22 protein-coding genes are annotated in these 19,466 nt (G+C 73.0%); 8 read left to right on the top strand and 14 right to left on the bottom strand.

The window, feature by feature from the left end:
* Positions 1-43: 43 nt before the first annotated feature.
* A complete protein-coding gene (locus tag U5C87_RS04045) occupies positions 44-1,006 on the bottom strand; it encodes a DNA gyrase subunit A (RefSeq protein ID WP_330475365.1) in 963 nt (320 codons plus the stop codon).
* Positions 1,003-1,347, bottom strand: a complete 345-nt coding sequence (locus U5C87_RS04040; RefSeq protein ID WP_330475364.1) for a hypothetical protein — start codon at positions 1,345-1,347, stop codon at positions 1,003-1,005. Before U5C87_RS04040 ends, U5C87_RS04045 begins: the two co-directional genes overlap by 4 nt.
* Positions 1,348-1,433: 86 nt before the next feature.
* On the opposite strand from U5C87_RS04040, the gene U5C87_RS04035 reads away from it, so the two are divergent.
* The gene (locus tag U5C87_RS04035) at positions 1,434-2,258 is read left to right on the top strand and encodes an SDR family oxidoreductase (RefSeq protein WP_330475363.1); all 825 of its coding nucleotides are present in this window, start codon (positions 1,434-1,436) and stop codon (positions 2,256-2,258) included.
* A 166-nt stretch (positions 2,259-2,424) separates the two neighbouring features.
* Complete coding sequence (locus tag U5C87_RS04030) at positions 2,425-3,528, top strand: SGNH/GDSL hydrolase family protein (protein ID WP_330475362.1); 1,104 nt, start codon at positions 2,425-2,427, stop codon at positions 3,526-3,528.
* Positions 3,529-3,557: 29 nt separating this feature from the next.
* On the opposite strand, the gene U5C87_RS04025 is transcribed toward U5C87_RS04030, so the two are convergent.
* Together U5C87_RS04025 and U5C87_RS04020 are read right to left on the bottom strand one after the other, a co-directional pair.
* Positions 3,558-4,025, bottom strand: a complete 468-nt coding sequence (locus tag U5C87_RS04025) for a GNAT family N-acetyltransferase (RefSeq protein WP_330475361.1) — start codon at positions 4,023-4,025, stop codon at positions 3,558-3,560.
* 37 nt (positions 4,026-4,062) lie between these two features.
* Entirely contained in the window at positions 4,063-4,950 is an 888-nt protein-coding gene (locus U5C87_RS04020) for a DUF429 domain-containing protein (protein WP_330475360.1), read from the bottom strand.
* A gap of 113 nt (positions 4,951-5,063) precedes the next feature.
* Here U5C87_RS04020 and gndA point away from each other — a divergent pair, with 113 nt between their 5' ends.
* From gndA to U5C87_RS04000, 4 genes are all read left to right on the top strand, one after another.
* Positions 5,064-6,515, top strand: a complete 1,452-nt coding sequence (gndA, locus tag U5C87_RS04015) for an NADP-dependent phosphogluconate dehydrogenase (RefSeq protein WP_330475359.1) — start codon at positions 5,064-5,066, stop codon at positions 6,513-6,515.
* Between the two features lie 112 nt (positions 6,516-6,627).
* The gene (locus tag U5C87_RS04010; protein ID WP_330475358.1) at positions 6,628-8,022 is read left to right on the top strand and encodes a sigma 54-interacting transcriptional regulator; all 1,395 of its coding nucleotides are present in this window, start codon (positions 6,628-6,630) and stop codon (positions 8,020-8,022) included.
* A 9-nt stretch (positions 8,023-8,031) separates the two neighbouring features.
* Entirely contained in the window at positions 8,032-10,089 is a 2,058-nt protein-coding gene (locus U5C87_RS04005; RefSeq protein ID WP_330475357.1) for a vWA domain-containing protein, read from the top strand.
* Positions 10,090-10,161: 72 nt separating this feature from the next.
* Positions 10,162-10,926, top strand: a complete 765-nt coding sequence (locus U5C87_RS04000; protein WP_330475356.1) for a GNAT family N-acetyltransferase — start codon at positions 10,162-10,164, stop codon at positions 10,924-10,926.
* A 2-nt stretch (positions 10,927-10,928) separates the two neighbouring features.
* On the opposite strand, the gene U5C87_RS03995 is transcribed toward U5C87_RS04000, so the two are convergent.
* Together U5C87_RS03995 and U5C87_RS03990 are read right to left on the bottom strand one after the other, a co-directional pair.
* Positions 10,929-11,873 carry an aminoglycoside phosphotransferase family protein gene (locus tag U5C87_RS03995; RefSeq protein WP_330475355.1) on the bottom strand — a complete coding sequence of 315 codons (945 nt, stop codon included), beginning with the start codon at positions 11,871-11,873 and terminating at the stop codon, positions 10,929-10,931.
* 89 nt (positions 11,874-11,962) lie between these two features.
* A complete protein-coding gene (locus U5C87_RS03990) occupies positions 11,963-12,511 on the bottom strand; it encodes a thermonuclease family protein (protein WP_330475354.1) in 549 nt (182 codons plus the stop codon).
* Between U5C87_RS03990 and U5C87_RS03985 the strand changes: the two genes are divergently transcribed.
* Both U5C87_RS03985 and U5C87_RS03980 read left to right on the top strand, forming a co-directional pair.
* A complete protein-coding gene (locus tag U5C87_RS03985) occupies positions 12,489-12,899 on the top strand; it encodes a hypothetical protein (RefSeq protein ID WP_330475353.1) in 411 nt (136 codons plus the stop codon). The genes U5C87_RS03990 and U5C87_RS03985 overlap by 23 nt on opposite strands.
* Before the next feature lie 98 nt (positions 12,900-12,997).
* A complete protein-coding gene (locus U5C87_RS03980) occupies positions 12,998-13,432 on the top strand; it encodes an iron chaperone (protein ID WP_330475352.1) in 435 nt (144 codons plus the stop codon).
* Positions 13,433-13,459: 27 nt separating this feature from the next.
* On the opposite strand, the gene U5C87_RS03975 is transcribed toward U5C87_RS03980, so the two are convergent.
* The 8 genes from U5C87_RS03975 to U5C87_RS03940 form a co-directional block, all read right to left on the bottom strand.
* Positions 13,460-13,741: a DUF427 domain-containing protein gene (locus U5C87_RS03975; RefSeq protein ID WP_330475351.1), complete on the bottom strand. Its 282-nt coding sequence runs from the start codon at positions 13,739-13,741 to the stop codon at positions 13,460-13,462.
* 119 nt (positions 13,742-13,860) lie between these two features.
* Positions 13,861-15,207 (bottom strand): NAD(P)/FAD-dependent oxidoreductase, encoded by a 1,347-nt coding sequence (locus U5C87_RS03970; RefSeq protein ID WP_330475350.1) that lies wholly within the window; start codon positions 15,205-15,207, stop codon positions 13,861-13,863.
* A complete protein-coding gene (locus U5C87_RS03965) occupies positions 15,204-16,274 on the bottom strand; it encodes a semialdehyde dehydrogenase (protein ID WP_330475349.1) in 1,071 nt (356 codons plus the stop codon). Before U5C87_RS03965 ends, U5C87_RS03970 begins: the two co-directional genes overlap by 4 nt.
* 160 nt (positions 16,275-16,434) lie before the next feature.
* Positions 16,435-16,635 (bottom strand): hypothetical protein, encoded by a 201-nt coding sequence (locus tag U5C87_RS03960; RefSeq protein ID WP_330475348.1) that lies wholly within the window; start codon positions 16,633-16,635, stop codon positions 16,435-16,437.
* 83 nt (positions 16,636-16,718) lie between these two features.
* Entirely contained in the window at positions 16,719-17,309 is a 591-nt protein-coding gene (locus tag U5C87_RS03955; RefSeq protein WP_330475347.1) for a dihydrofolate reductase family protein, read from the bottom strand.
* 21 nt (positions 17,310-17,330) lie between these two features.
* A complete protein-coding gene (locus tag U5C87_RS03950) occupies positions 17,331-18,431 on the bottom strand; it encodes a DNA glycosylase AlkZ-like family protein (RefSeq protein ID WP_330475346.1) in 1,101 nt (366 codons plus the stop codon).
* Positions 18,432-18,546: 115 nt separating this feature from the next.
* Positions 18,547-19,077, bottom strand: coding sequence for a YceI family protein (locus tag U5C87_RS03945; RefSeq protein WP_330475345.1), 531 nt, complete (start codon positions 19,075-19,077; stop codon positions 18,547-18,549).
* The gene (locus tag U5C87_RS03940; RefSeq protein WP_330475344.1) at positions 19,074-19,409 is read right to left on the bottom strand and encodes a hypothetical protein; all 336 of its coding nucleotides are present in this window, start codon (positions 19,407-19,409) and stop codon (positions 19,074-19,076) included. The genes U5C87_RS03945 and U5C87_RS03940 overlap by 4 nt, the downstream gene beginning before the upstream one ends.
* Between the last annotated feature and the right edge of the window lie 57 nt (positions 19,410-19,466).

The raw sequence follows: 19,466 nt of genomic DNA, 5'->3' as shown, positions 1-19,466 counted from the left end.
GGTGTTTCACCTCGCAAGACCTCGTGTGCTGCCTCGACGTGCCTCAGTCGGCCTCCGGCGCGACACGGCTGATGAGCTCGTCGAGCGCGTGCACCCCGCTCTTGTCGACGTCGTGCCACGTCGCGAACCGGTCGTACGTCTCCTCGTACGACGCGCAGTCGACGTGCACGGTGACGGGCCAGACAGACCTGACGCAGTCGACGGCGTCGATGACGTCGACACCGTCGGCGACCCTGATGACGATGCGCGTGCCCATCCGGCCGCTGCTCATGTCCAGGAGCTCGACGAACGGGACGGGCTCGGCCTCCATCCGGGGGGTTGGTCGCTGCGGGACCTGGGCGTCGTGCTGGAGCCGCGCACCCGCCTGGTGCGCTCGGTCGAGCAACGCAGTGACGATCGCGTCGGTGCCGACGAGGAACGGCGGTGACGTGATGACGAGCTCGGCATGGCCCCTGCCGGTGCGGATCGTCGCGCTCAGCTGGTAGCGCGTCAGCCATCGTCCCTGCCGCTCGAACCGACCTGCGGGGTCGCGCGTGATCGAGCCGGTCGGTGTCCGCGGCGTCCCCGGGCTCGCCGAGCCGTCGAGGACCGCGCGGACCGTCGCCGCCGGGTCGAAGGGCGGCAGCAGGCCACCGCGGTAGAGGGAACCCTCGACGAGATCGAGCGGCAAGGGGCCGACGTCGCCGCGCTCGGAGGTGAGGGCGAGCGCGCCGACTGCCGACAGGCGCACCTCGGTGTAGCGCGCGTCGGCCGGCTCGTCACCCGACATCGAGCCGAAGTTGCCGTAGCCGTCGACGAGGGGCAAGTGGCGCACCCACGGCACGGCGAGGTCGGCCAGGATCCGCTCGGAGTAGCGACGGCCCACCCCGGTCTCGGCGTCGACGCGCTCTAGGACGGCGAGCGTGCGCACATAGGGCGCGTCGGCGGCGCCACCGAGGTCCTCGATCGCCCGCAGCACCGAGATCTCCATGGGGGTGAGACCGCTCGCGGTCGGACGCGGGCTCATGCCGGCACCACTGCCAGCTGCCACGTCCGGCCTCCGCGGTCGTACTTCGCGACACGGGGCTGCGTCGTGTCGTCGACGAAGACGTCCAAGGGTCCCCATGACGTGTCGACATGCGACTGTCCGGCCAGGCCCAAGCGGTCAGCCGTGGTCGCCACGCCCAGCCCGGCGAGGGCGGTGGCGAGCACTGGGAGGTCGTCACGGCATACGGCCACGTCGAGGTCACGTGGGGTGCCGTCGCCGGTCGTGAGCCACCGCGCCGCGCTGCCCACGACGACGAACCTCGCTCCGCGCCGGTGCAGCTCGGTCGCGAGCTGGGCAGGTCGGTTGCTCAGGTCGGTCATGGCGTCACCCTAGGGACAGCGGCGCCGGCGAGGGGTCTAACGCGCAGCTTGCGTTGGAGCGCACTCGAAGTCATAGCGTCGAGCGCATGACGAAAACGTGGTTCATCACCGGAACGTCCCGTGGGTTCGGTCGCGAGTGGGCGGCCGCCGCCCTCGAGCGGGGCGACAACGTCGCCGCGACCGCCCGCGACACCAGCACCCTCGACGACCTCGCCCAGATCTACGGCGACCGGCTGCTGCCGATCGCCCTCGACGTCACCGACCGTGACGCCGACATCGCCGCCGTGAAGCAGGCGCACGAGCGCTTCGGCCGCCTCGACGTCGTCGTCAACAACGCCGGCTACGGCCACTTCGGCTTCGTCGAGGAGCTGAGCGAGGACGACGTCCGCGCCCAGATGGAGACCAACTTCTTCGGCGCGCTCTGGGTGACCCAGGCCGCGCTGCCGATCATGCGCGAGCAGGGCTCGGGCCACATCATCCAGGTCAGCTCGATCGGCGGCATCTCCGCCTTCCCGATCGTCGGCGCCTACCACGCGTCGAAGTGGGCTCTCGAGGGCCTGAGCCAGTCGCTCGCGCAGGAGGTCGCCCCCTTCGGCATCCACGTGACCCTCATCGAGCCGGGCGGATTCTCGACCGACTGGGCGGGTCCGTCGGCCAAGCACTCCGAGCCTCTCCCGACCTACGACGACATCCGGGAGCGCACCCACCGCGAGCGGGCGGCCCGCAACACGAGCGGTCCCGGCGACCCCAAGGCCTCGGCCGCCGCCGTCCTCAAGGTCGTCGACGCCGACGAGCCGCCGCTGCGCGTCTTCTTCGGCGCAGCCCCGCTCTCGATCGCCAAGGCGGACTACGCCTCGCGGATCGAGACGTGGGAGAAGTGGGACGACGTGTCCCAGCTCGCGCAGGGCTGAGCCCCCGCCACCCGCAGAGGAGGTATGCCGTCACGACCGTCGTGACGGCATACCTCCTCTCGCTCCACCTGCGTCCACGGCTGCAGGTGCGGGACTCCTCGCGTGACCTCGGCGGTGCCGGCCTCGTTCTCCTCACGAGACCGACACCGGACGAAGGAGTCCTGCCGTGCCCCGAACCTCACTCACCACCCGTCTCGCACGCACGGCGGTCGCGACCGCCCTGACCGTGGCCGCGGGCCTCGGCGCGACCGTGGCGCTGACCGCCCCCACGGCCCGGGCAGCGACGACGCCCCACGTGGTCCAGCTCGGCGACTCCTACTCGGCCGGTAACGGCACGGGGACCTACGAGGAGCGCAGCTGCTACCGCTCGCCCGACAACTACGGCTCGCAGGTCGCGGCCTCGATCGGCGCGAGCTACACCGACGTGGCCTGCAGCGGCGGGGTCGTCGCCGACCTCCTGCACCCCCGCGACCTCGGCAACGCCTTCACGAAGTCTGCGACCTACTCGATCGACCCGGCGGCCCACCCCGACCAGAAGAGCGAGTGGCTGAAGCGGGCCCAGGGCGAGCGGCTGTGCGGCGTGCCGGCCCAGCCCGACTTCTCGTACCGCTACACGTTCGCCGCCGGCGCGGGTGTGAACGACCTCTACACCGGCACCGTCTCGTGCCAGCTCGTCACGCGGGCGCAGATCGACGCGGTCACGCGGGACACCGACCACGTCTTCGTCACCATCGGCGGCAACGACATCGGCTTCTCGACCATCGTCGTCAACTGCCTGACGCTGCGCGACCCGTCCAGCTGCAAGCAGGCGCTGGACGCGGCCACGGCGAAGGCGCCGCAGATGGTCGAGAGCACGAAGGACGCCCTGCGCGCCGTCGAGCAGAAGTCAGGCGGCCACGCGCAGGTCTACCTCCTGAGCTACCCGTTCCTCATCAACTCCGAGAGCTACGGCATCCCCGAGGTCGCCCCGGTCTACGACGCCGGCACGGCGCTCAACGACCTCCAGCGCCTCGGCGACCAGCTCCAGGCCCAGGGCGTCGCCGAGCTCAACGCGGAGCCGGGCGCCGACAACTACCACTTCGTCGGCACGGTGAAGCAGGCCTGGGGCGGCCGCGTGCACGGGCTCGACCCGCACGTCGTCGCCGACAACTCCAAGGCGTGGCTCGTGCCCGTCGGCACCCCCGGTCGCGACACGGCCGAGTTCGTCCACCCGACCCAGCCCGGCTGGGACGCGACCGCCGGAGCCCTGCGGACCGCCGTCGGCAGCTGAGGCCCACCTCGCGGCTGACGTCTGCGTCGTCAGTCGCGAGGTCGGAGCTCGAGGGTCATGAAGGTGCTGAGCGGGTCGGGGCGGTAGCCGCCGAACGGCTCGCACTCGGTGAAGCCGTGCGCCGCGTAGAGCGCGCGGGCCGGCGCGAAGAAGTCGTCGGAGCCGGTCTCGAGGCTGACGCGGGCCAGTCCACGGCGGCGGGCCTCGGCGAGGATCTCGCCCAGCACCGCGCGAGCGACCCCGCGGCGCTGCGCGTCCGGGGCGGTGCGCATCGACTTCACCTCGCCGTGGCCGGGCCCGGCCTCGGCCAGGGCTCCGCACCCGAGCACCGCGTCGCCGTCGCGCGCCACCCAGAGCGTGACGCCCGGCGCTCGCAGCCCGTCGAGGTCGAGGGCGTGCGTGCTCTCCGGCGGCGACATCGACCGCAGCTGCGCGACGTGCCCGTGGAGCAGGTCGATGACGGCCGGGTCCGTCAGGTCGTCCACCGTGATCCGCATGGGGCCATGCTGGGGCACGCCCGCCGGTGGCCGACGATCAGGCCCAGATGGCGGCCGGGATCCCGTCGGAGAACACCTCGGGCGGGTCGGGGAGCGGCCGCGCCAGGCCTGCAGCGTGCCGGGCGGCCGACCACGCGACCGCACACGCGTCGAGGACGTCGTCGGCGGCATACCCCGAGCCCTTGAGCACGGACGGGCGCGCGATGCCCGCGGCAGCGAGGGCCTCGAGGCGCCGGTCGCGACCCTCGTCGGTCTTCTTGCTCGCGGCGATGGGCGCCCCGGTCATGGCCGCGAAGGACACCTCCGGGTGGACCTCCAGCACCGTGACGGTCGGCCGGGTGCGCAGCCACGCGTCGACCTCGACGATCTTGTCGCGCAGCGCGAAGGCCTGCGCGCCCACGCCCTGCCCGACGAGCCCGCGGTTGACGGCATCGGCCTCGAGACGGGTCGCCGCGGCGTACGCCGAGCGCGTCAGCGTCGAGAAGATCGACGACGCCTTGCCGGGGAGCGCCCGACGCGCGAGCTGGTCTGCCTGGCGGATCGTGCTGTCGGGCAGGCCGATCGGGATGTCGATGCCGACAACCCGGATGCCGGTCGACTCGCGAACCATCGCGACGAGCTCAGCGACGGTCGGCGCCACGACGATGCGCGGCCGGGGCGCACCGGGCTCGAGCAGCGCGCCCACCCAGCCGGCCTTGCAGCCGTCGACGCCGAGGACGGGCGCGACGACGTCGACGGGAGCCGGTCGGCCCGCCGCGGCCGCGTCCGAGGCCCGCTCGAGCACGTCGGCCAGCCGCCGCAGCGACGCGACGCCGTCGGCGAGGGCCTCGCGGACGCCCGGGTCGGCGTCCGCGGGCAGGCCGGACAGCTCGCCGGCCAGCTCGTCACCCAGCTCCACGACCCGCCGCTGCACTCCCACGTCCATGGGTCCACCCAACCCCATCGCCGGGCGGCCGGGCAGGGGTGGTGGCAGGGGTGGTGTGTGCCGAGGGGTGGACGGGATGGAATGCGCCGGCCGCCGAAGAGGTTGCCGCCCTCATGGAGACACGCGCAACGATCGGCGTCACCGGCCTCGCCACGATGGGCCGCAACCTCGCCCGCAACATCGCCCGACACGGCCACACGGTGGCGGTCCACAACCGCACGACCTCGCGCATGACGAGCCTCGTGGAGCAGTTCGGCGACGAGGGTGACTTCGTCGGCGCCGAGACGGTCGAGGACTTCGTCGCGGCGATCCAGAAGCCGCGGGCCATCATCGTCATGGTCAAGGCCGGCGCTCCGACCGACGCCGTCATCGACGAGCTCGTGCCGCTGCTCGACGAGGGCGACATCGTCGTCGATGCCGGCAACGCGCACTTCGCCGACACCCTCCGCCGCGAGAAGGCGTTGTCCGACAAGGGGATCCACTTCGTCGGCATGGGTGTCTCCGGCGGTGAGGAGGGTGCGCTCAACGGCCCGTCGATCATGGTCGGCGGCTCCGACCACGCCTACGAGCGCCTCGCGCCCGTCGTCGAGTCCATCGCCGCGCAGGTCGACGGCACGCCCTGCGCCGCGCACCTCGGCCCCGACGCCGCCGGACACTTCGTCAAGATGGTCCACAACGGCATCGAGTACGCCGACATGCAGCTCATCGCCGAGTCCTTCGACCTGCTCCGCAGCGTCCTCGGGCTCGAGCCGGCCCAGATCGCCGACGTCTTCCGTGAGTGGAACGAGGGCGACCTCGAGTCCTTCCTCATCGAGATGACCGCCGACGTGCTCGCCCACACCGACGCCACGACCGGCAAGCCGTTCGTCGACGTCGTCGGCGACGCGGCCGAGCAGAAGGGCACCGGTCGCTGGACCGTGCAGAGCGCCCTCGACCTCGGCGTGCCCGTCACCGGCATCGCCGAGGCGACCTTCGCCCGCAGCCTGTCCGGGCACACGAGCCAGCGCGCCGCCGTGCGCGAGACCTTCGCCGACCTCGCCGAGCTCGACCCGTCCACGCAGCGTGACGTGGACCGCGATGCCTTCGTCGACGACGTCCGCGCCGCGCTCTACGCCTCCAAGATCGTCGCGTACGCGCAGGGCTTCGACCAGCTCGCCGCCGGCTCGAAGGAGCACGGCTGGGACCTCGACCTCGGTGAGGTCGCGACGATCTGGCGCGGTGGCTGCATCATCCGCGCCCGCTTCCTCGACCGCATCAAGGAGGCGTATGCCGCCGAGCCCGGTCTCGAGACCCTCCTGACCGCGCCGTGGTTCGCCGACGCGATCGGCAACGGGGTGCAGGCCTGGCGCCGCGTCGTCGCCGTGTCCGCCGAGCGGGGCGTGCCGGCTCCGGCCTTCGCGTCGTCGCTCGCCTACTTCGACGGCCTGCGCCGCGACCGCCTGCCGGCCGCGCTCATCCAGGCGCTGCGCGACAACTTCGGCGCGCACACCTACACGCGCATCGACCGCGAGGGCACCTTCCACACCGACTGGGCGGGCGACCGCGCCGAGTCGTCGGCCGGCTGAGCCCGGGGCCTCGGGCATATGGCCTACGGCATACGGCATACGGCATACGCGGCGACGACCAGCCCTCGACGGATCCTTCGACACTGTCGGGAGTCGGACGTAGCGTGAAGCAATGACCCACCCCGACACCGGTGCCACCACCCTCGGCGAGCTGCGTGCCTCCGGCCACGTCCACCGCAGCGTCAAGAGCGAGATCCGCGAGAACCTCCTGGCCCGGCTGCGGGCCGGTGAGGACGCCTTCCCGGGGATGGTCGGCTTCGACGAGACGGTGCTTCCCGAGCTCGAGACGGCGCTGCTCGCCGGTCACGACCTCGTGCTGCTCGGCGAGCGCGGCCAGGGCAAGACGCGCCTCATGCGCACGCTCGCCGGCCTGCTCGACGAGTGGAGCCCCGTCGTCGAGGGCTGCGAGATCGGCGACGACCCGCACCAGCCGTCGTGCGTGCGCTGCCGGCGGATGACCGTCGAGCTCGGCGAGGACCTGCCCGTCGTGTGGCGCCACCGCAGCGAGCGCTACACCGAGAAGCTCGCGACCCCCGACACGAGCGTCGGCGACCTCGTCGGCGACGTCGACCCGGTCAAGGTCGCCCAGGGCCGCACGCTCGGTGACCCCGAGACGGTGCACTACGGGCTCGTGCCGCGCAGCAACCGCGGCATCTTCGGCCTCAACGAGCTGCCCGACCTCGCCGAGCGCATCCAGGTCGCGCTCTTCAACGTGCTCGAGGAGCGCGACATCCAGATCCGCGGCTACTCGCTGCGGCTGCCCCTCGACCTGCTCCTCGTCGCCACGGCCAACCCCGAGGACTACACCAACCGTGGCCGCATCATCACCCCGCTCAAGGACCGTTTCGGCGCCGAGATCCGCACCCACTACCCGACCGAGGTCAGCGACGAGGTCGCCCTCATCGCGCAGGAGTCCAACCTCGTCGCCAACGTGCCCGAGCACCTCCTCGAGGTCGTGGCGCGTTTCACCCGCGGGCTGCGCGAGTCCTCCGCCGTCGACCAGCGCTCCGGGGTGTCGGCGCGCTTCGCCATCGCCGGGGCCGAGGGGGTGGCCGGCTCCGCGCTGCGTCGCGCGGCCCGCACCGGGGAGGCGTATGCCGTCGCGCGCGTCTGTGACGTCCCCACCGTCGTGCCCACCCTCCTCGGCAAGGTCGAGTTCGAGATGGGCGAGGAGGGTCGCGAGCGCGACGTGCTGACGCACCTGCTGCGCCTCGCCGTCGCCGAGACCTACCGGTCGCGCCTGTCGGGCCTCGACCTGACCGGCTTCACCAACCTCTTCGCCGAGGGTGCCGTCGTCGAGACCGGAGAGCTCGTGCCCGGCTCCGACCTGCTCGCCCAGGTGGGTCCGGTGTCGGGGCTGTCCAAGGTGCTCGACCGGCTCGGCCACGGCGACGACGCGACGCCGGGACAGGTCGCGGCGGCCATCGAGTTCGTCCTCGAGGGCTTGCACCTGACCCGACGCATCGACAAGGACTCCGTCGCCGGCCGCACGGTCTACGGGGCGTAGGTCGTGCCGATGACACCGCCGATGCCACCACGAGGTCCGGGCGAGGGCGGTGACGTGCACGGGCGCTTCCGCTACACGCCGTGGCACGGTGGGCCCGACCCGCTCGCGCCGCCGTTCGACGTGCGGTCGGCCCTCGACGAGGTCGGGCAGGACGTCCTGGCCGGTGGCTCGCTGCGTGAGGCGCTGCGCGAGCTCATGCGACGGGGCATGGACGGGCGCCGCGGGCTCGACGACCTCGTCGACCGCGTCCGCCGGCTGCGGGAGGCCGCGCGCCGCCGTGGCGACCTCGGCGGCACGCTCGACCAGGTGCGCGCGATGCTCGACCAGGCCCTCGCCGAGGAGCGCGACACCCTCGCCGGCGAGTCCGGCGACGACGCCCGCCTCGCGGAGATGGACCTCGCGACGATCCCCGACGACGTCGCCGGCGCCGTCCGCGCCCTCGGGGGCTACGCATGGCACTCGCCCGAGGCGCAGCAGACCTTCGAGCAGATCCAGCAGATGCTCCAGCGTGAGGTCGTCGGCGCGCAGTTCGAGGGCCTCAAGCAGGCGCTGTCGGGCAACGACCCGCAGGCCATGCAGGCTGTCAAGGACATGCTCGCCGACCTCAACCAGCTGCTCGCCGCGCACGCCCGCGGCGAGGACACCGAGGACCAGTTCCGCGACTTCATGGACAAGCACGGCGACCTCTTCCCGGAGCAGCCCGGATCCGTCGACGAGCTCATCGACGCCCTCGCCCGGCGCCAGGCCGCGGCCGACCGGCTGATGGCCTCGCTCAGCCCCGAGCAGCGCGAGCAGCTCGGCCAGCTCATGTCCGACGCCCTCGGCGACCCCGACCTCGCCTCGCAGATGGCGCAGCTGTCCGACAACCTCCGGGCACTCAGGCCGGGTCTCGACCGACGCAGCCCGGTGCAGCAGGGGCAGGGCGAGCCGATGGGCTACGGCGACGCCGTCGGCGCGGTGGCCGAGCTCGCCGACCTCGAGCAGCTCGGCGAGCAGCTCGGACAGGGCTACTTCGGCGCGACCCTCGACGACGTCGACGTCGAACGGCTCGAGCAGTACCTCGGCGCCGACGCCGCCCGAGACATGGAGGCCCTGCGCCAGCTCGAGCGCGAGCTCGAGCGGCAGGGCTACGTCTCGCGCGGCGACGACGGCCTGCGCCTGACACCGCGGGCCGTGCGGCGGCTGGGGGAGACGGCGCTCAAGCGGGTCTTCGAGCGGGTCGAGGCAGCGGGACGCGGCGACCACGACGACCGCGCCGCCGGGCAGGCCGACGAGCTGACGGGCCTCAGCCGGCAGTGGGAGTTCGGCGACGAGCTTCCCATCGACACGGTCCGCACCGTCTCCAACGCCCTGCAACGCAACGCGCGCTCGGGTGGGGGAGCCTCCCCGGCAATGGGCGACCCGGCATTCCGGCGCAGAGCGCCGGCTCCAGGGAGCGGCGGGGTGGAGCTGCTCGTCGAGGACTTCGAGGTCGCCGAGACGGAGCGGCGGGCCGTCGCCGCGGTCGCGCTGTGCGTCGACATGTCCTTCTCGATGATGCAGGAGGGGCGGTGGGGGCCGATGAAGCAGACGGCGCTCGCGCTCTCGCACCTCGTGCAGACCCGCTTCCGGCACGACGCGCTGCAGATCATCGGCTTCAACCTCACGGCGCGGAGGCTGACGCCCACCGAGCTCACCGAGGCCGAGCCCGAGTGGGTGCAGGGCACCAACCTCCAGCACGCCCTCATGCTCGCGTCGCGGCACCTGCGCCGGCACCCCGACGCCGAGCCGGTCGTCCTCGTCGTCACCGACGGTGAGCCGACGGCGCACATCGAGGTCGACGGGCGGCCCACCTTCCACTGGCCCGCGACGCAGCAGACCGTGCGCGCGACGGTCGCCCAGGTCGACGAGCTGCGACGGTCCGGTGCCCAGCTCAACGTCTTCATGCTCGGCGACGACCCGGGGCTCGCGCGCTTCGTCGATGCCGTGGCGCGCCGGGCGGGCGGTCGGGTCTTCACGCCCGACATCGCGCGGCTCGGCGAGTACGTCGTCGCCGACTACCTGCGCACCCGTCGCGGGCGGCGCTGAGCGGGCCGAAGGGCACTGGGGCGCGCGTCAATTCGGTCGCTCCGAGAGGGCAGCGCCTGTCATGGTGACGCCATGGGGCGAGCTCACGACGCGCGGCTGGACCGCATCGAGGCGTACTACGACTGCGTGCCGCGCGCCGTCGCCTCGGCCGAGGAGGTCGGGCCCTTCACGCTCTTCGTCGCCGACGAGGGCACGGGGTGGCAGTTCTACGCGCGGCCGCGCCTGGGTGGCCGGGGCGTCTTCACGCCCGACGACGTATGCCGTGTGCTCGAGCGCCAGCAGCAGCTCGAAGTCCCGCGGGCCATCGAGTGGGTCGACGAGGTCACGCCGTCGCTGCTGCCCGCGGTGCGCGCGGCCGGTCACGAGCCGCACCTCTACCCGCTGCTCGTCATGCCGGCCGACGTGGTCGTGGCGCAGGACCCGCGAGCCCGGGCGCTGCAGCCGGCCGAGCCGCACCTCTCGCTCGCCCTGGGCTCGGTGTCGGCGGGGTTCGCCGGGCACGACGAGGTGAAGCCGAAGGACCCGGGGCGGCGCCCCGAGCTCATGGAGCGCGGCGACCTCGTCGTCGTCGCCTCGTTCGAGGACCACCGTCTTTGCGGCGCGGGGTCGGCGGCTCCCCGCGGCGACGTCGCCGAGCTGATGGGGATCGCGGTGCCGCCGGGTCACCGGGGGCGCGGTCACGGCACGGCGATCACGAGCACGCTCGTCGCCTCGTGCCGCGAGCGCGGCGTCGACACCGTGTTCCTCTCGGCAGGATCCGACGCGGCAGCCGACATCTACCGCCGCGTGGGCTTCGTCGACGTCGGCACGGCCTGCATCCTCGGCCTCGACGACTGAGGTCAGCCGACCTCGGCGAGTGCCTCCGTGAGGTAGGGGCGGAAGGCATCGGCCCACCGCGCGCTCGTCGCGGGCAGGGTCGGCAGACTCTGCGGTGCCGGCTCGGTCGACCTCGACACGAACGACATCGCCGCGGCGGCGGCGAGGGCGAGCAGGTCCGCCGGGTCCCGGTCGCGCAGGGCGGGGTCAGCGTCTGCCAGCTCGGCCGTGGACGTCTCGCTGCCGCTCATGGAGCAGTCGAGCGCGAGCATCGCGTGGTCCATCCACGCCGCACCCCGCCGTGCCTGCCCCCAGTCGACGAGGACGGTCCGGTCCGGCGTCAGCACGACGTTGTCGGCACGGATGTCGCAGTGCACGAGGGCATCCCCGTCGATGAGGCCGGCGGCGCGCTCGGCGTGGTGGGCCAGGGCGTCGTGGTGCGCCGCCCACCACGGGTCGACGAGGTGGAGCTGGTCAGCCAGCGCTCGCCACCGGGTCAGGAAGATGGGTGAGGACTCCACCGCCGCAGGCACGTCGCCGACGTCGACGGCGTCCAGCACCGACCGCGCTTCGGCGAGTGCGTCGCTCACCCGGACCAGGTCGGCGTGGCGCCAGGGAGCCGGGGGTGGTGAGCCGGGCAGGTCCTCGATGAGCAGCACGACCCAGTCGCCGTCGTCCTGGACGTCGAGCAGGCGCGGCAGGCAGGGGTGCTCGGGCAGTGCGGCCAGCACTCGCGCCTCGGCGCGCAGCAGGTCCGGGGTGTTCGGGTTGAGGCCGGCGCCACAGGCCTTGACGAAAGCGGCCGACCCCGAAGCGGTGCGGACGCGAGCAGCCGGTCCGGGCGACATCCCGCCGACGCAGTCGATGACCTGCGCGAGGTCGCCGCCGAGCCGGTCCTCGACCCAGCGCTGCACGTGGCCCGGGGCCTGCGCGTAGGGGATCCGGACTCCGACGGCGTGACCGCTCATCGGGCGAGCATGCCGACTCGGCGGAGCGGACTCAACCGGTTGTGCGGGTCGTCATTGATGGGCGGCACGGGACGGGACGCCAATGATGCTCAGACCTTGGCGGGTCGGAAGCCGGCGGCCTCGGCGGCGGCCATCGTCGCGAAGCACTGCTCGGGCTTGGTGACGTTGTAGTAGCGGTCGGTCGGCTCGTGGGCGATCATCGAGCCCTCGTTGCCCTTGACCGGTCGCGACTGCGGACAGGGGTACTTGTCGCCAGCCTGGGGCCAGGTGCCGGCGAGGCCGTTGCCGCTCGTGCCACCCGACGTGCTGCCGGCGTTCGGGTCGACACAGGCCGCCTTCGGGCTCGCGGCGTCGGCGCGCACGTAGGCGCCCTCGCGCGGATGGGACCCGTAGCCGTCCCGCGAGTCGTAGCGGGCGACGGCATGCCCCTGCTTGATGAGGCGCAGGCCGGCGTCGACCCCGTTGACGTCGACGTAGCGCAGGGCCCGGCCGTAGCGGTCGACGTCGGTCCGGGCGCCCGGGGTCCGGGTGACTCGCTGGCCGCCGATGATGCCGCGCAGGGCGTTGCGGGCCTCGGTGAAGCCGCACTGACCCGTCTCCGGGGTGTCCATGCCGATGAAGCGGACCTTCTCGGTCACGCCGCCACGTGAGGCCCAGATCGTGTCGCCGTCGACGACCTTCGTCACCACCCATGTCGTGGCGGCAGAGGTCGACTTCGTCGTGCTCTTCGGCGTGGCCTTCGACGTCGTCCCGGTCGTCGCCGGCACTGTCGCCGCGGCCTTCGCGGTCGGCGTCGTCGAGGTGGTTGCGGGCGCGGAAGGGGTCGTCACCGGGGACGCCGGCGGCGCCGGGGTGTGGGTGACCGTGACGAGCGGCTCGGCCCCCGAGCCGGCGAGCGCCACGTCGCCGGACCCGCGCGTCGCGTTGCCGCCGATCGCGGCCAACGCCACGAGGGCGGCGATCGTGACGAGTCCCTTGGTCCTGCGCATGGTGCTCCCTGGTCCCCTGGTGGTCGGCTCACGCTAGGCGATCGCCGCACCGGTGTCCGGCGAATCGACCATGGCCGCAGGGGACGCCGTCCGTCACACTGGCGAGGGGCAGGGTGGTGACGACGAGGGGGACCGATGGCCGAGGCAGAGACGACACCCACGAAGCCACCCACGAAGGCGCCCACGAACGCATCCGCGAAGGCACCCGCGACCAAGGACACGGCGGCGCCGACGTCGGTGACGGCATACCTCGACGGGTTTCCCGCCGAGCAGCGCGAGGTGCTCGAGCAGGTGCGCACAGCGATCCTGCGGGCCGTGCCGGGTGGCGAGGAGAAGATCCGCTACGGCATGCCGGCCGTGATGTTCGCCGACCGCTACGGACTGCACTTCGCGGGATGGAAGAAGCACGTCGGGCTCTACCCCGTCGGCGAGCTCGACCCGGACCTCGAGGCCGAGGTCGCGCGGCACCGTAGGACGAAGGACACGGTGCGGTTCTTCTACAAGGACCCGGTGCCCTACGACCTCGTCGAACGGATCGCCCGCGCGCTCGCGGCTCGCCACACCAGGTGACGGAGCCGCGACTGCGCGGACGAGACCTCAGTCGGTGACGGTGACGCCGCGCCAGAAGGCGACGCGGTCCTGGATCTGCGCGGCGGCGCTCTTCGGCGTCGGGTAGTACCACGCGGCGTCGCGGTTGGTGTCGCCGTCGACGGCGATCGAGAAGTAGGAGGCCTGGCCCTTCCAAGGGCACGTCGTCTGCGTGCTGCTCTCGACGAGCACACTGTCGTCGACGGACTCGCGGGGGAAGTAGTGGTCGCCCTCGACGACCACGGTGTCGTCACTCTCGGCGATGACCTTGCCGTTCCAGATCGCGCGCACGTTCAGCTCCTCGTCGGTCGATCCCCGGGGTGGGGACGTCTGAGGCGACAACGGAGGGGCCTGGCGAATCCTTCCGAACGTTGGACAACGTGGGCCTGCTCGGCCGATGCCGGCCGTCGTCAGGCGGTGCGGACCCCGGCGAGGTCGGCGTCGGCGGGTGCGGTGGTCGGAGCGCTACGGCCGTGTGTGGCGTGGCGGGCGAGGTCGACCACGACCTGGGCTGCCTTGCGCCGGCTCGGCATGAACCGCAGGAAGAACGTCAGCCGCAGCACCCACGCGACCCAGCCAGTGAACGGGATGCCGTAGAGCTCCGAGATCGACCGGCCGAAGCCGAACGACGCCGCCTGGCCGAGGCCGCGGTACGCGAACGGCCGGGTCGGGCGACCGCGCAGGGTCCGCGCGAGGTTGCGGCCGACGTGCTCGCCACCCTTGATCGCCCACAGCGCGTTGGCCGGCACGGGTTCGCCACTCGTCGGGTGGACGACGCACGCGGCGTCGCCGGCGGCCCAGACGCCGTCGACGACCGACAGGTCGGGCCGCGTCACGAGCCGGCCCCGGGGGTCGCGGTGGGCGTCGATGCCGGGGACCAGGACGGGTCGCTGGCCGAGGGTCGCGATGACGGTGCTCGCCGGGAGGGCCGTGCCGTCGGAGAGGTACGCGTGGTCCTCGGTCACTGAGGCGAGGCGCACTCCCAGCCGGACTCGGACGCCGAGCCGCTTCAGCTCCTGCTCGGCGCGGCGGGCCAGACGGGGCTGGTCGTCGCGCAGCTCGGGCAGGATGCCGTCGCCCGAGTGGACGAGCTCGACGCGGACCCGCGCGCCGCCGAGGTCGGCGACCGCCGCAGCCATCTCGACGCCGGCCATCCCGCCACCGGCGACGAGCACCGTCTGCCGGCGCAGCCCGCGGTGGGCGGCTGCCGCGCGGACGCGCTCGGTCAGCACGGCGATGTCTCCGGGCGCGCGCAGCGTGAAGCCGTGCTCGGCCAGTCCCGGCACCGCGGCGGCGGGCTCTCGCCCACCGGTGCCGACGACGAGCGCGTCGTAGTCGAGGACCCGTTCCGTGCCCGACTCGCCGGACCCTCTGGTCTCCCCGTCCGAGCCGGACGCGGCGGCGAGCTCGTAGCGGACGACACGGCGCTCGGCGTCGATCGAGGTCACCCGCCCGAGGACGACGTGCGCGTGCGGCATCGCCTCGACGAGGGGAGTCCGGGTGCGGTCGTAGGGCAGCAGGCCCGCGAGCACTTCGCCCGTGAAGCCATGGAAGCTGTGGGCGTCGTCGGTGCTGATGACGACGACCTGGACGTCGCCGCGGCGGACGGCACGTCCGGCGTGACGCATCAGACCGGCATACGCGTGGAGGGTGACGTAGCCGCCGCCGAGGAGGACGACCCGGTGGCTGGCACGGTGGCTGGCACGGTGGCGGGCTCGCTGGTGAGCGGGACGACCACCGCGGGCGAGGGTCGTCACGACGCCACCGCCAGAGTCGGAGCGGTCGTGGCACGGTGGGCGGTGACGGGCCGGCCGAAGCTCGTCGGCTCCGCGGCCCGGAAGCCGAGGTGCGCGAGGTCGGCAGCCATGCCGCGGGTGGCGTCGACGAGCTCGAGCGTCGGCACGCCGATGGAGAAGTGGCCGCGATGTCCCGAGAGGGCGAGCAGTGCGGTCTCGGCGAAGCACGCGTAGGAGCGGCCGTCGGGCAGTCCGATGTCGCCGCCGACGAGGCGCAGGCTCGGGATGTCGACGACCCCGCCGTCCACGACGAGCACGTCGGGCCGTTCGTCGACGAGCGAGGGCGAGGTGTTGCGCGGCTGGGTGGCGTCGAGCACGACTGCGCCGGGCGCGAGGTGCTGCGGCCCGAGGAGGGCGTCGGCCGAGGCGGTGAGGAGGATGACGAGGTCGGCGGTGGCGACGGCGTCCAGGGTCGTGGCCGTGGTCGTCGGGACCTGCCGGCCGACGTCGGCGGCGAGTGCGTCGAGGCGTCCGGCCCCGCGGGCGACGAGGGTGAGGCGGGCGACGGCCCGGTCGCGGGCGAGCAGCCGGGTGACCGCCGCGCCGACGCTGCCGGTGGCTCCGACGACGGCGACGTGCGGGTCGGACGCGTGGCCGACAGCGTCGCGCAGGAGCCGCCGGGCCTGGTCGTCGACGATGGCGGCCGTGAAGGCGTTGCCGTTCGTGACGCCGATGTCGGTACGGCTGCGCAGCGAGACCCCGCCCGCGGTCACCGTGGCGGTCAGCGCTCCGAGCCCCACGACGTCGCAGCCGAGGGCGCGGGCCTTGTCGACCGCACGGTGAACGCGGGCTCGGCCTTCGCCGGGCGAGGTGAGCAGGTGGCGCGCCCCGAACGGGACGAGCACGACGTGGCCGACGGAGGCCCCGCCGATCTGGATGCCGGCCATGGCGACCGGGCGCAGCGGGAGACGGCGCAGTGCCGCGTCGTAGACGGGGTCCGGCACGCGGCCGAGGGGCGACCAGACGCGGGCGAGGTCCTCGCCGAGGCGGGCCCGCGGGTGGACGGTGAAGGCGAACGTGCTGCTCACGTGGTGCTCCTGAGGGGTCTGCGTGTGCCGGGTGGCGCGGGTCCGCCGGATCTTGGGTCACGGGGTCGGCGCCGTTGCAGGAGAGGAGGAGCGGACGGAAGGGGTGATACCTCGCGAAGGGCAGCGGACGGCATACGTCCTCGGATCTGGGTACGCGTGCCTAGGCTGGGCGCATGCCGAGGTCACGCAGGGGGAAGTGGTCGATCGCGTCGAGGGACTCGTTCCTGTCGATCGGGTCGACGGGGTCGGTGCTCTCGATCGGGAGCGTGGGCTCGGTGCTGTCGATCGGCGGCGTCGGCTCGTTCGCGTCGTTCCTGTCGATCGGGTCGTCGATGAGCGCGGTGTCGCTATTGTCGAACATGTCCCGGCTGTCGGTGCTCTCGCACCAGAGCGACGCGTCGATCCTGTCGGCGCAGTCGAAGCGGGCGGTGCGCGGCTACCGCGTCAACGGGACGCTGGGGCGTCGCCCCTAGGGCGGTAGACGAGCCACAGCGCCCCGGTGGGCGTCGGCGTGGCGCTGACCAGCGCCAGCCGCTGCAGGTCGGTGGCCCGCTCGAAGAGCCGACGGCCCTCGGGGTCGACGACCGGCGCTACGGCGAGGTGCAGCTCGTCGACGAGGCCTTCGGCGATCAGTGACTGGGCGAGCTCGATGCTGCCGTGCACGCCGATGTCGTTGCCGGGCAGGGCTTTCAGGTCGCGGACGGTGTCGGCGAGCGTGCCGTGGACCGCCTCTGCATCGCCCCACTCGGTGGTGAGCGGCGTCGAGGTGACGACGTACTTCTTGACGCCGTTGATGAAGTCGGCGAAGGGCTGGACGTCGGAGGTCGGCCAGTAGCGCGACCACGCGTCGTACATGTGGCGGCCGAGGAGCACGGCGTCCTGCTGCCCGATGAGCGCGCTCTCGCGGGCGATGAGCTCGTCGTCGAAGGTGGGCGGCTCGGGGTGGTCGGGGTCGACGTCGGCCGGGAAGAGGCGGTTCGGGTCGTCGACGGCGCCGTCGAGAGAGGTGATGACGTAGGCGACGATGCGACGCACGGGGGCTCCTGGTGTCGGGGTCTAGGGCGCGGCGGGGCCGCTGAGGGTGAGGCCGAGCCACGCTGCGAGGTCGGCGATCTCGCGGTGGACGGCCGTCGTGATCGCCTTGGTGAAGCGGACGTCCTCGTGGATGGCGTTGACGACGAGGGTGCCGGCCTTGCGGTCGGCCTGGGCGTCGAGCTTCCCGACGAGCCGGTCGTGGTGCAGGATCGGCAGCGCGAAGTAGCCCCAGCGGCGCTGGGGCTTGGGCTTGTACATCTCGAGGATGTACTCGAAGCCCCACAGCTGCTCGGCGCGGGCCCGGTCGTGGATGAGCCGGTCGAAGGGGCTCAGCAAAGCCGTGCGCCCACGGAAGTCGTCGACGACGTCGAGGTATGCCGGGTGGACGCGCCACGTGCCCGGTACCCCTTCGACCTCGGCGGGCTCACCCGCCTCGCCGACGAAGGGACCCTCGCCCGGCATGACGGTGCCGCTCGAGGGGGCGATGCCGAGGGCGGCGAGGCGGCGCTCGTTGCGGTGGGCGATGGCCTGCTCGAGGGTGAGCCGCGGCAGGTCGGGCGGGTAGACGCGCTCGGGGAGGTCGAAGTAGCGCTGACGCCCCTTGCGGCCCGCGATGGCGACCTCGCCGCGCAGGGCCAGGGCCTCGAGCATCTTGGTGATGTTGCGGTTGTTGGTCCAGCCGGTCGAGGGCCACGGGACGACGCTGGTGTCGGGGATGTCGCGCGAGAGCAGCGGCCCGTCGGCCTCGAGGGTGGCGAGGATGTCGCGGCGGAAGGAGTCGTTGGCCTCGAGCCAGTCGGCCATGAAGGGGTAGGGCTCGGCCTCGCGGACCTCGGCGAGCACGGCCGGGACGTCCTTGGGGCTGCGCACGTAGGCGACGGTCTCGACGAGGGAGCGGTCCTGCTCGATGGCCGCGGTGAGGTGGGCGGGGTCGTAGGTGCGGCCGAGCCGGCTCCAGAGGACGAGGTCGGCGCTGGGGGCGATGGCCGCCGTCGGGTCGATCTGCAGGATGGTCAGCCGCTCGACGGTCGCGACGAGGTCGGTGGGGCGCGGACGGTCGAGCAGCTGCGCGTGCACCGCGATGCGGCGTGCATTCTCGACCGTGAGCTGGTGGGCCACCATGCCGCCGACCCTAGCCACCCCCACCGACACGTGCCGGTCGGAGCGCCGGGCGCGACTGGACGCGGGCTCGCGGCCCCACCCGCGAGCCCGCGAGTCCGACGGGGTGCGCTCGTGCTCAGCCGCGGGTGAGCACGAGGTCGACGTCGAGCTCGACGTCGCGAGCGACGATGAAGGTCGGCACCCGCATACCGAGGCCGGTGCGGTCGAGGCGTCCGGTCACGTGCACCCGCACGTGCTCGTCGTCGAGGGTCGTCGGCGTGACCTCGAGGTCGAGGGGACAGGAGGCCCCGCGAGCCGACAGGTGCGCGTGCACGGTCCATCCGCCGTCGCTGGTCGTGGTGGTCCCGGCCTCGACGACGATGCGGGGGTGGGCCCCGGCGTCGAGGAAGTGACGGCCCAGCAGGTCGCGGTCGCGGCGGCCGTTGCCGGTCATGATGCCGGCCGTGTCGAGCTCGACCGTGGCGCTGACGACCTGCGCGGCGACATCCGTCACGACGGCACCGGTGGTGACGGGCAGGCTGCCCCGGACGGTGTGGACGAGCTTGTCCTTGATGGCGAAGCGCGCCGTGCTGGCGGGTCCGTCGACGGTCCACGTGCCGGCAGGGACGTCAGCCGGTCGGAGGGCCCTGTCGGCCTGGCTGCTCATCGCGCACCCGCCGTCTCCGCGACGAACGCCTCGGCCACGGTGTAGCGCTCGGCCCGGGACGCCCCCGGAAGCAGCGCCGGGTCCTCCCCGGGGACGAGGTTGGACGTCATGATGAGCTCCGTCATCGCGTCGAGGGTGGCCTCCGACCCGGTGACGGTGAGCATGGCGCGACCGCCGTCGGGCTGGCGCAGGTCGTAGCGCGCGACGATGTCGTCGCGGATCTGCGGGTGGGACTCGACGAGCGGCCTGATGCGTTGCGAGTCGGCGAGCTCGGCGGCCGCGAGCAGCTCGGGCGACTGCGGTCCGTCGAAGATGACGAGCTGGGCGTGCATGGTGTCTCCTCGGGTTGGCTGTCCCGGTTTCGGGTGCCCCGGACGGGCGATTCGGTG

Origin of the sequence: Terrabacter sp. C0L_2 (genome assembly GCF_036352015.1) — a bacterium.
Classification (GTDB): domain Bacteria; phylum Actinomycetota; class Actinomycetes; order Actinomycetales; family Dermatophilaceae; genus Terrabacter; species Terrabacter tumescens.
The sequence above is the reverse complement of the archived record's forward strand: the minus strand, read 5'-3'. Positions and strand labels throughout refer to the sequence as shown.

What these genes read in the sequence shown, in the direction of transcription:
- U5C87_RS03980 (WP_330475352.1), top strand. Translation starts at nt 12,998, where the DNA reads ATGGCCGAGGCAGAGACGACACCCACGAAGCCACCCACGAAGGCGCCC.
- U5C87_RS04000 (WP_330475356.1), top strand. Translation starts at nt 10,162, where the DNA reads ATGGGGCGAGCTCACGACGCGCGGCTGGACCGCATCGAGGCGTACTAC.
- U5C87_RS03995 (WP_330475355.1), bottom strand. Translation starts at nt 11,873, where the DNA reads ATGAGCGGTCACGCCGTCGGAGTCCGGATCCCCTACGCGCAGGCCCCG.
- U5C87_RS04025 (WP_330475361.1), bottom strand. Translation starts at nt 4,025, where the DNA reads ATGCGGATCACGGTGGACGACCTGACGGACCCGGCCGTCATCGACCTG.
- U5C87_RS03950 (WP_330475346.1), bottom strand. Translation starts at nt 18,431, where the DNA reads ATGGTGGCCCACCAGCTCACGGTCGAGAATGCACGCCGCATCGCGGTG.
- U5C87_RS03945 (WP_330475345.1), bottom strand. Translation starts at nt 19,077, where the DNA reads ATGAGCAGCCAGGCCGACAGGGCCCTCCGACCGGCTGACGTCCCTGCC.
- U5C87_RS03960 (WP_330475348.1), bottom strand. Translation starts at nt 16,635, where the DNA reads ATGTTCGACAATAGCGACACCGCGCTCATCGACGACCCGATCGACAGG.
- gndA (WP_330475359.1), top strand. Translation starts at nt 5,064, where the DNA reads ATGGAGACACGCGCAACGATCGGCGTCACCGGCCTCGCCACGATGGGC.
- U5C87_RS04045 (WP_330475365.1), bottom strand. Translation starts at nt 1,006, where the DNA reads ATGAGCCCGCGTCCGACCGCGAGCGGTCTCACCCCCATGGAGATCTCG.
- U5C87_RS04005 (WP_330475357.1), top strand. Translation starts at nt 8,032, where the DNA reads ATGACACCGCCGATGCCACCACGAGGTCCGGGCGAGGGCGGTGACGTG.
- U5C87_RS04010 (WP_330475358.1), top strand. Translation starts at nt 6,628, where the DNA reads ATGACCCACCCCGACACCGGTGCCACCACCCTCGGCGAGCTGCGTGCC.
- U5C87_RS03940 (WP_330475344.1), bottom strand. Translation starts at nt 19,409, where the DNA reads ATGCACGCCCAGCTCGTCATCTTCGACGGACCGCAGTCGCCCGAGCTG.
- U5C87_RS04040 (WP_330475364.1), bottom strand. Translation starts at nt 1,347, where the DNA reads ATGACCGACCTGAGCAACCGACCTGCCCAGCTCGCGACCGAGCTGCAC.
- U5C87_RS04020 (WP_330475360.1), bottom strand. Translation starts at nt 4,950, where the DNA reads ATGGACGTGGGAGTGCAGCGGCGGGTCGTGGAGCTGGGTGACGAGCTG.
- U5C87_RS04035 (WP_330475363.1), top strand. Translation starts at nt 1,434, where the DNA reads ATGACGAAAACGTGGTTCATCACCGGAACGTCCCGTGGGTTCGGTCGC.
- U5C87_RS03985 (WP_330475353.1), top strand. Translation starts at nt 12,489, where the DNA reads ATGAAGCGGACCTTCTCGGTCACGCCGCCACGTGAGGCCCAGATCGTG.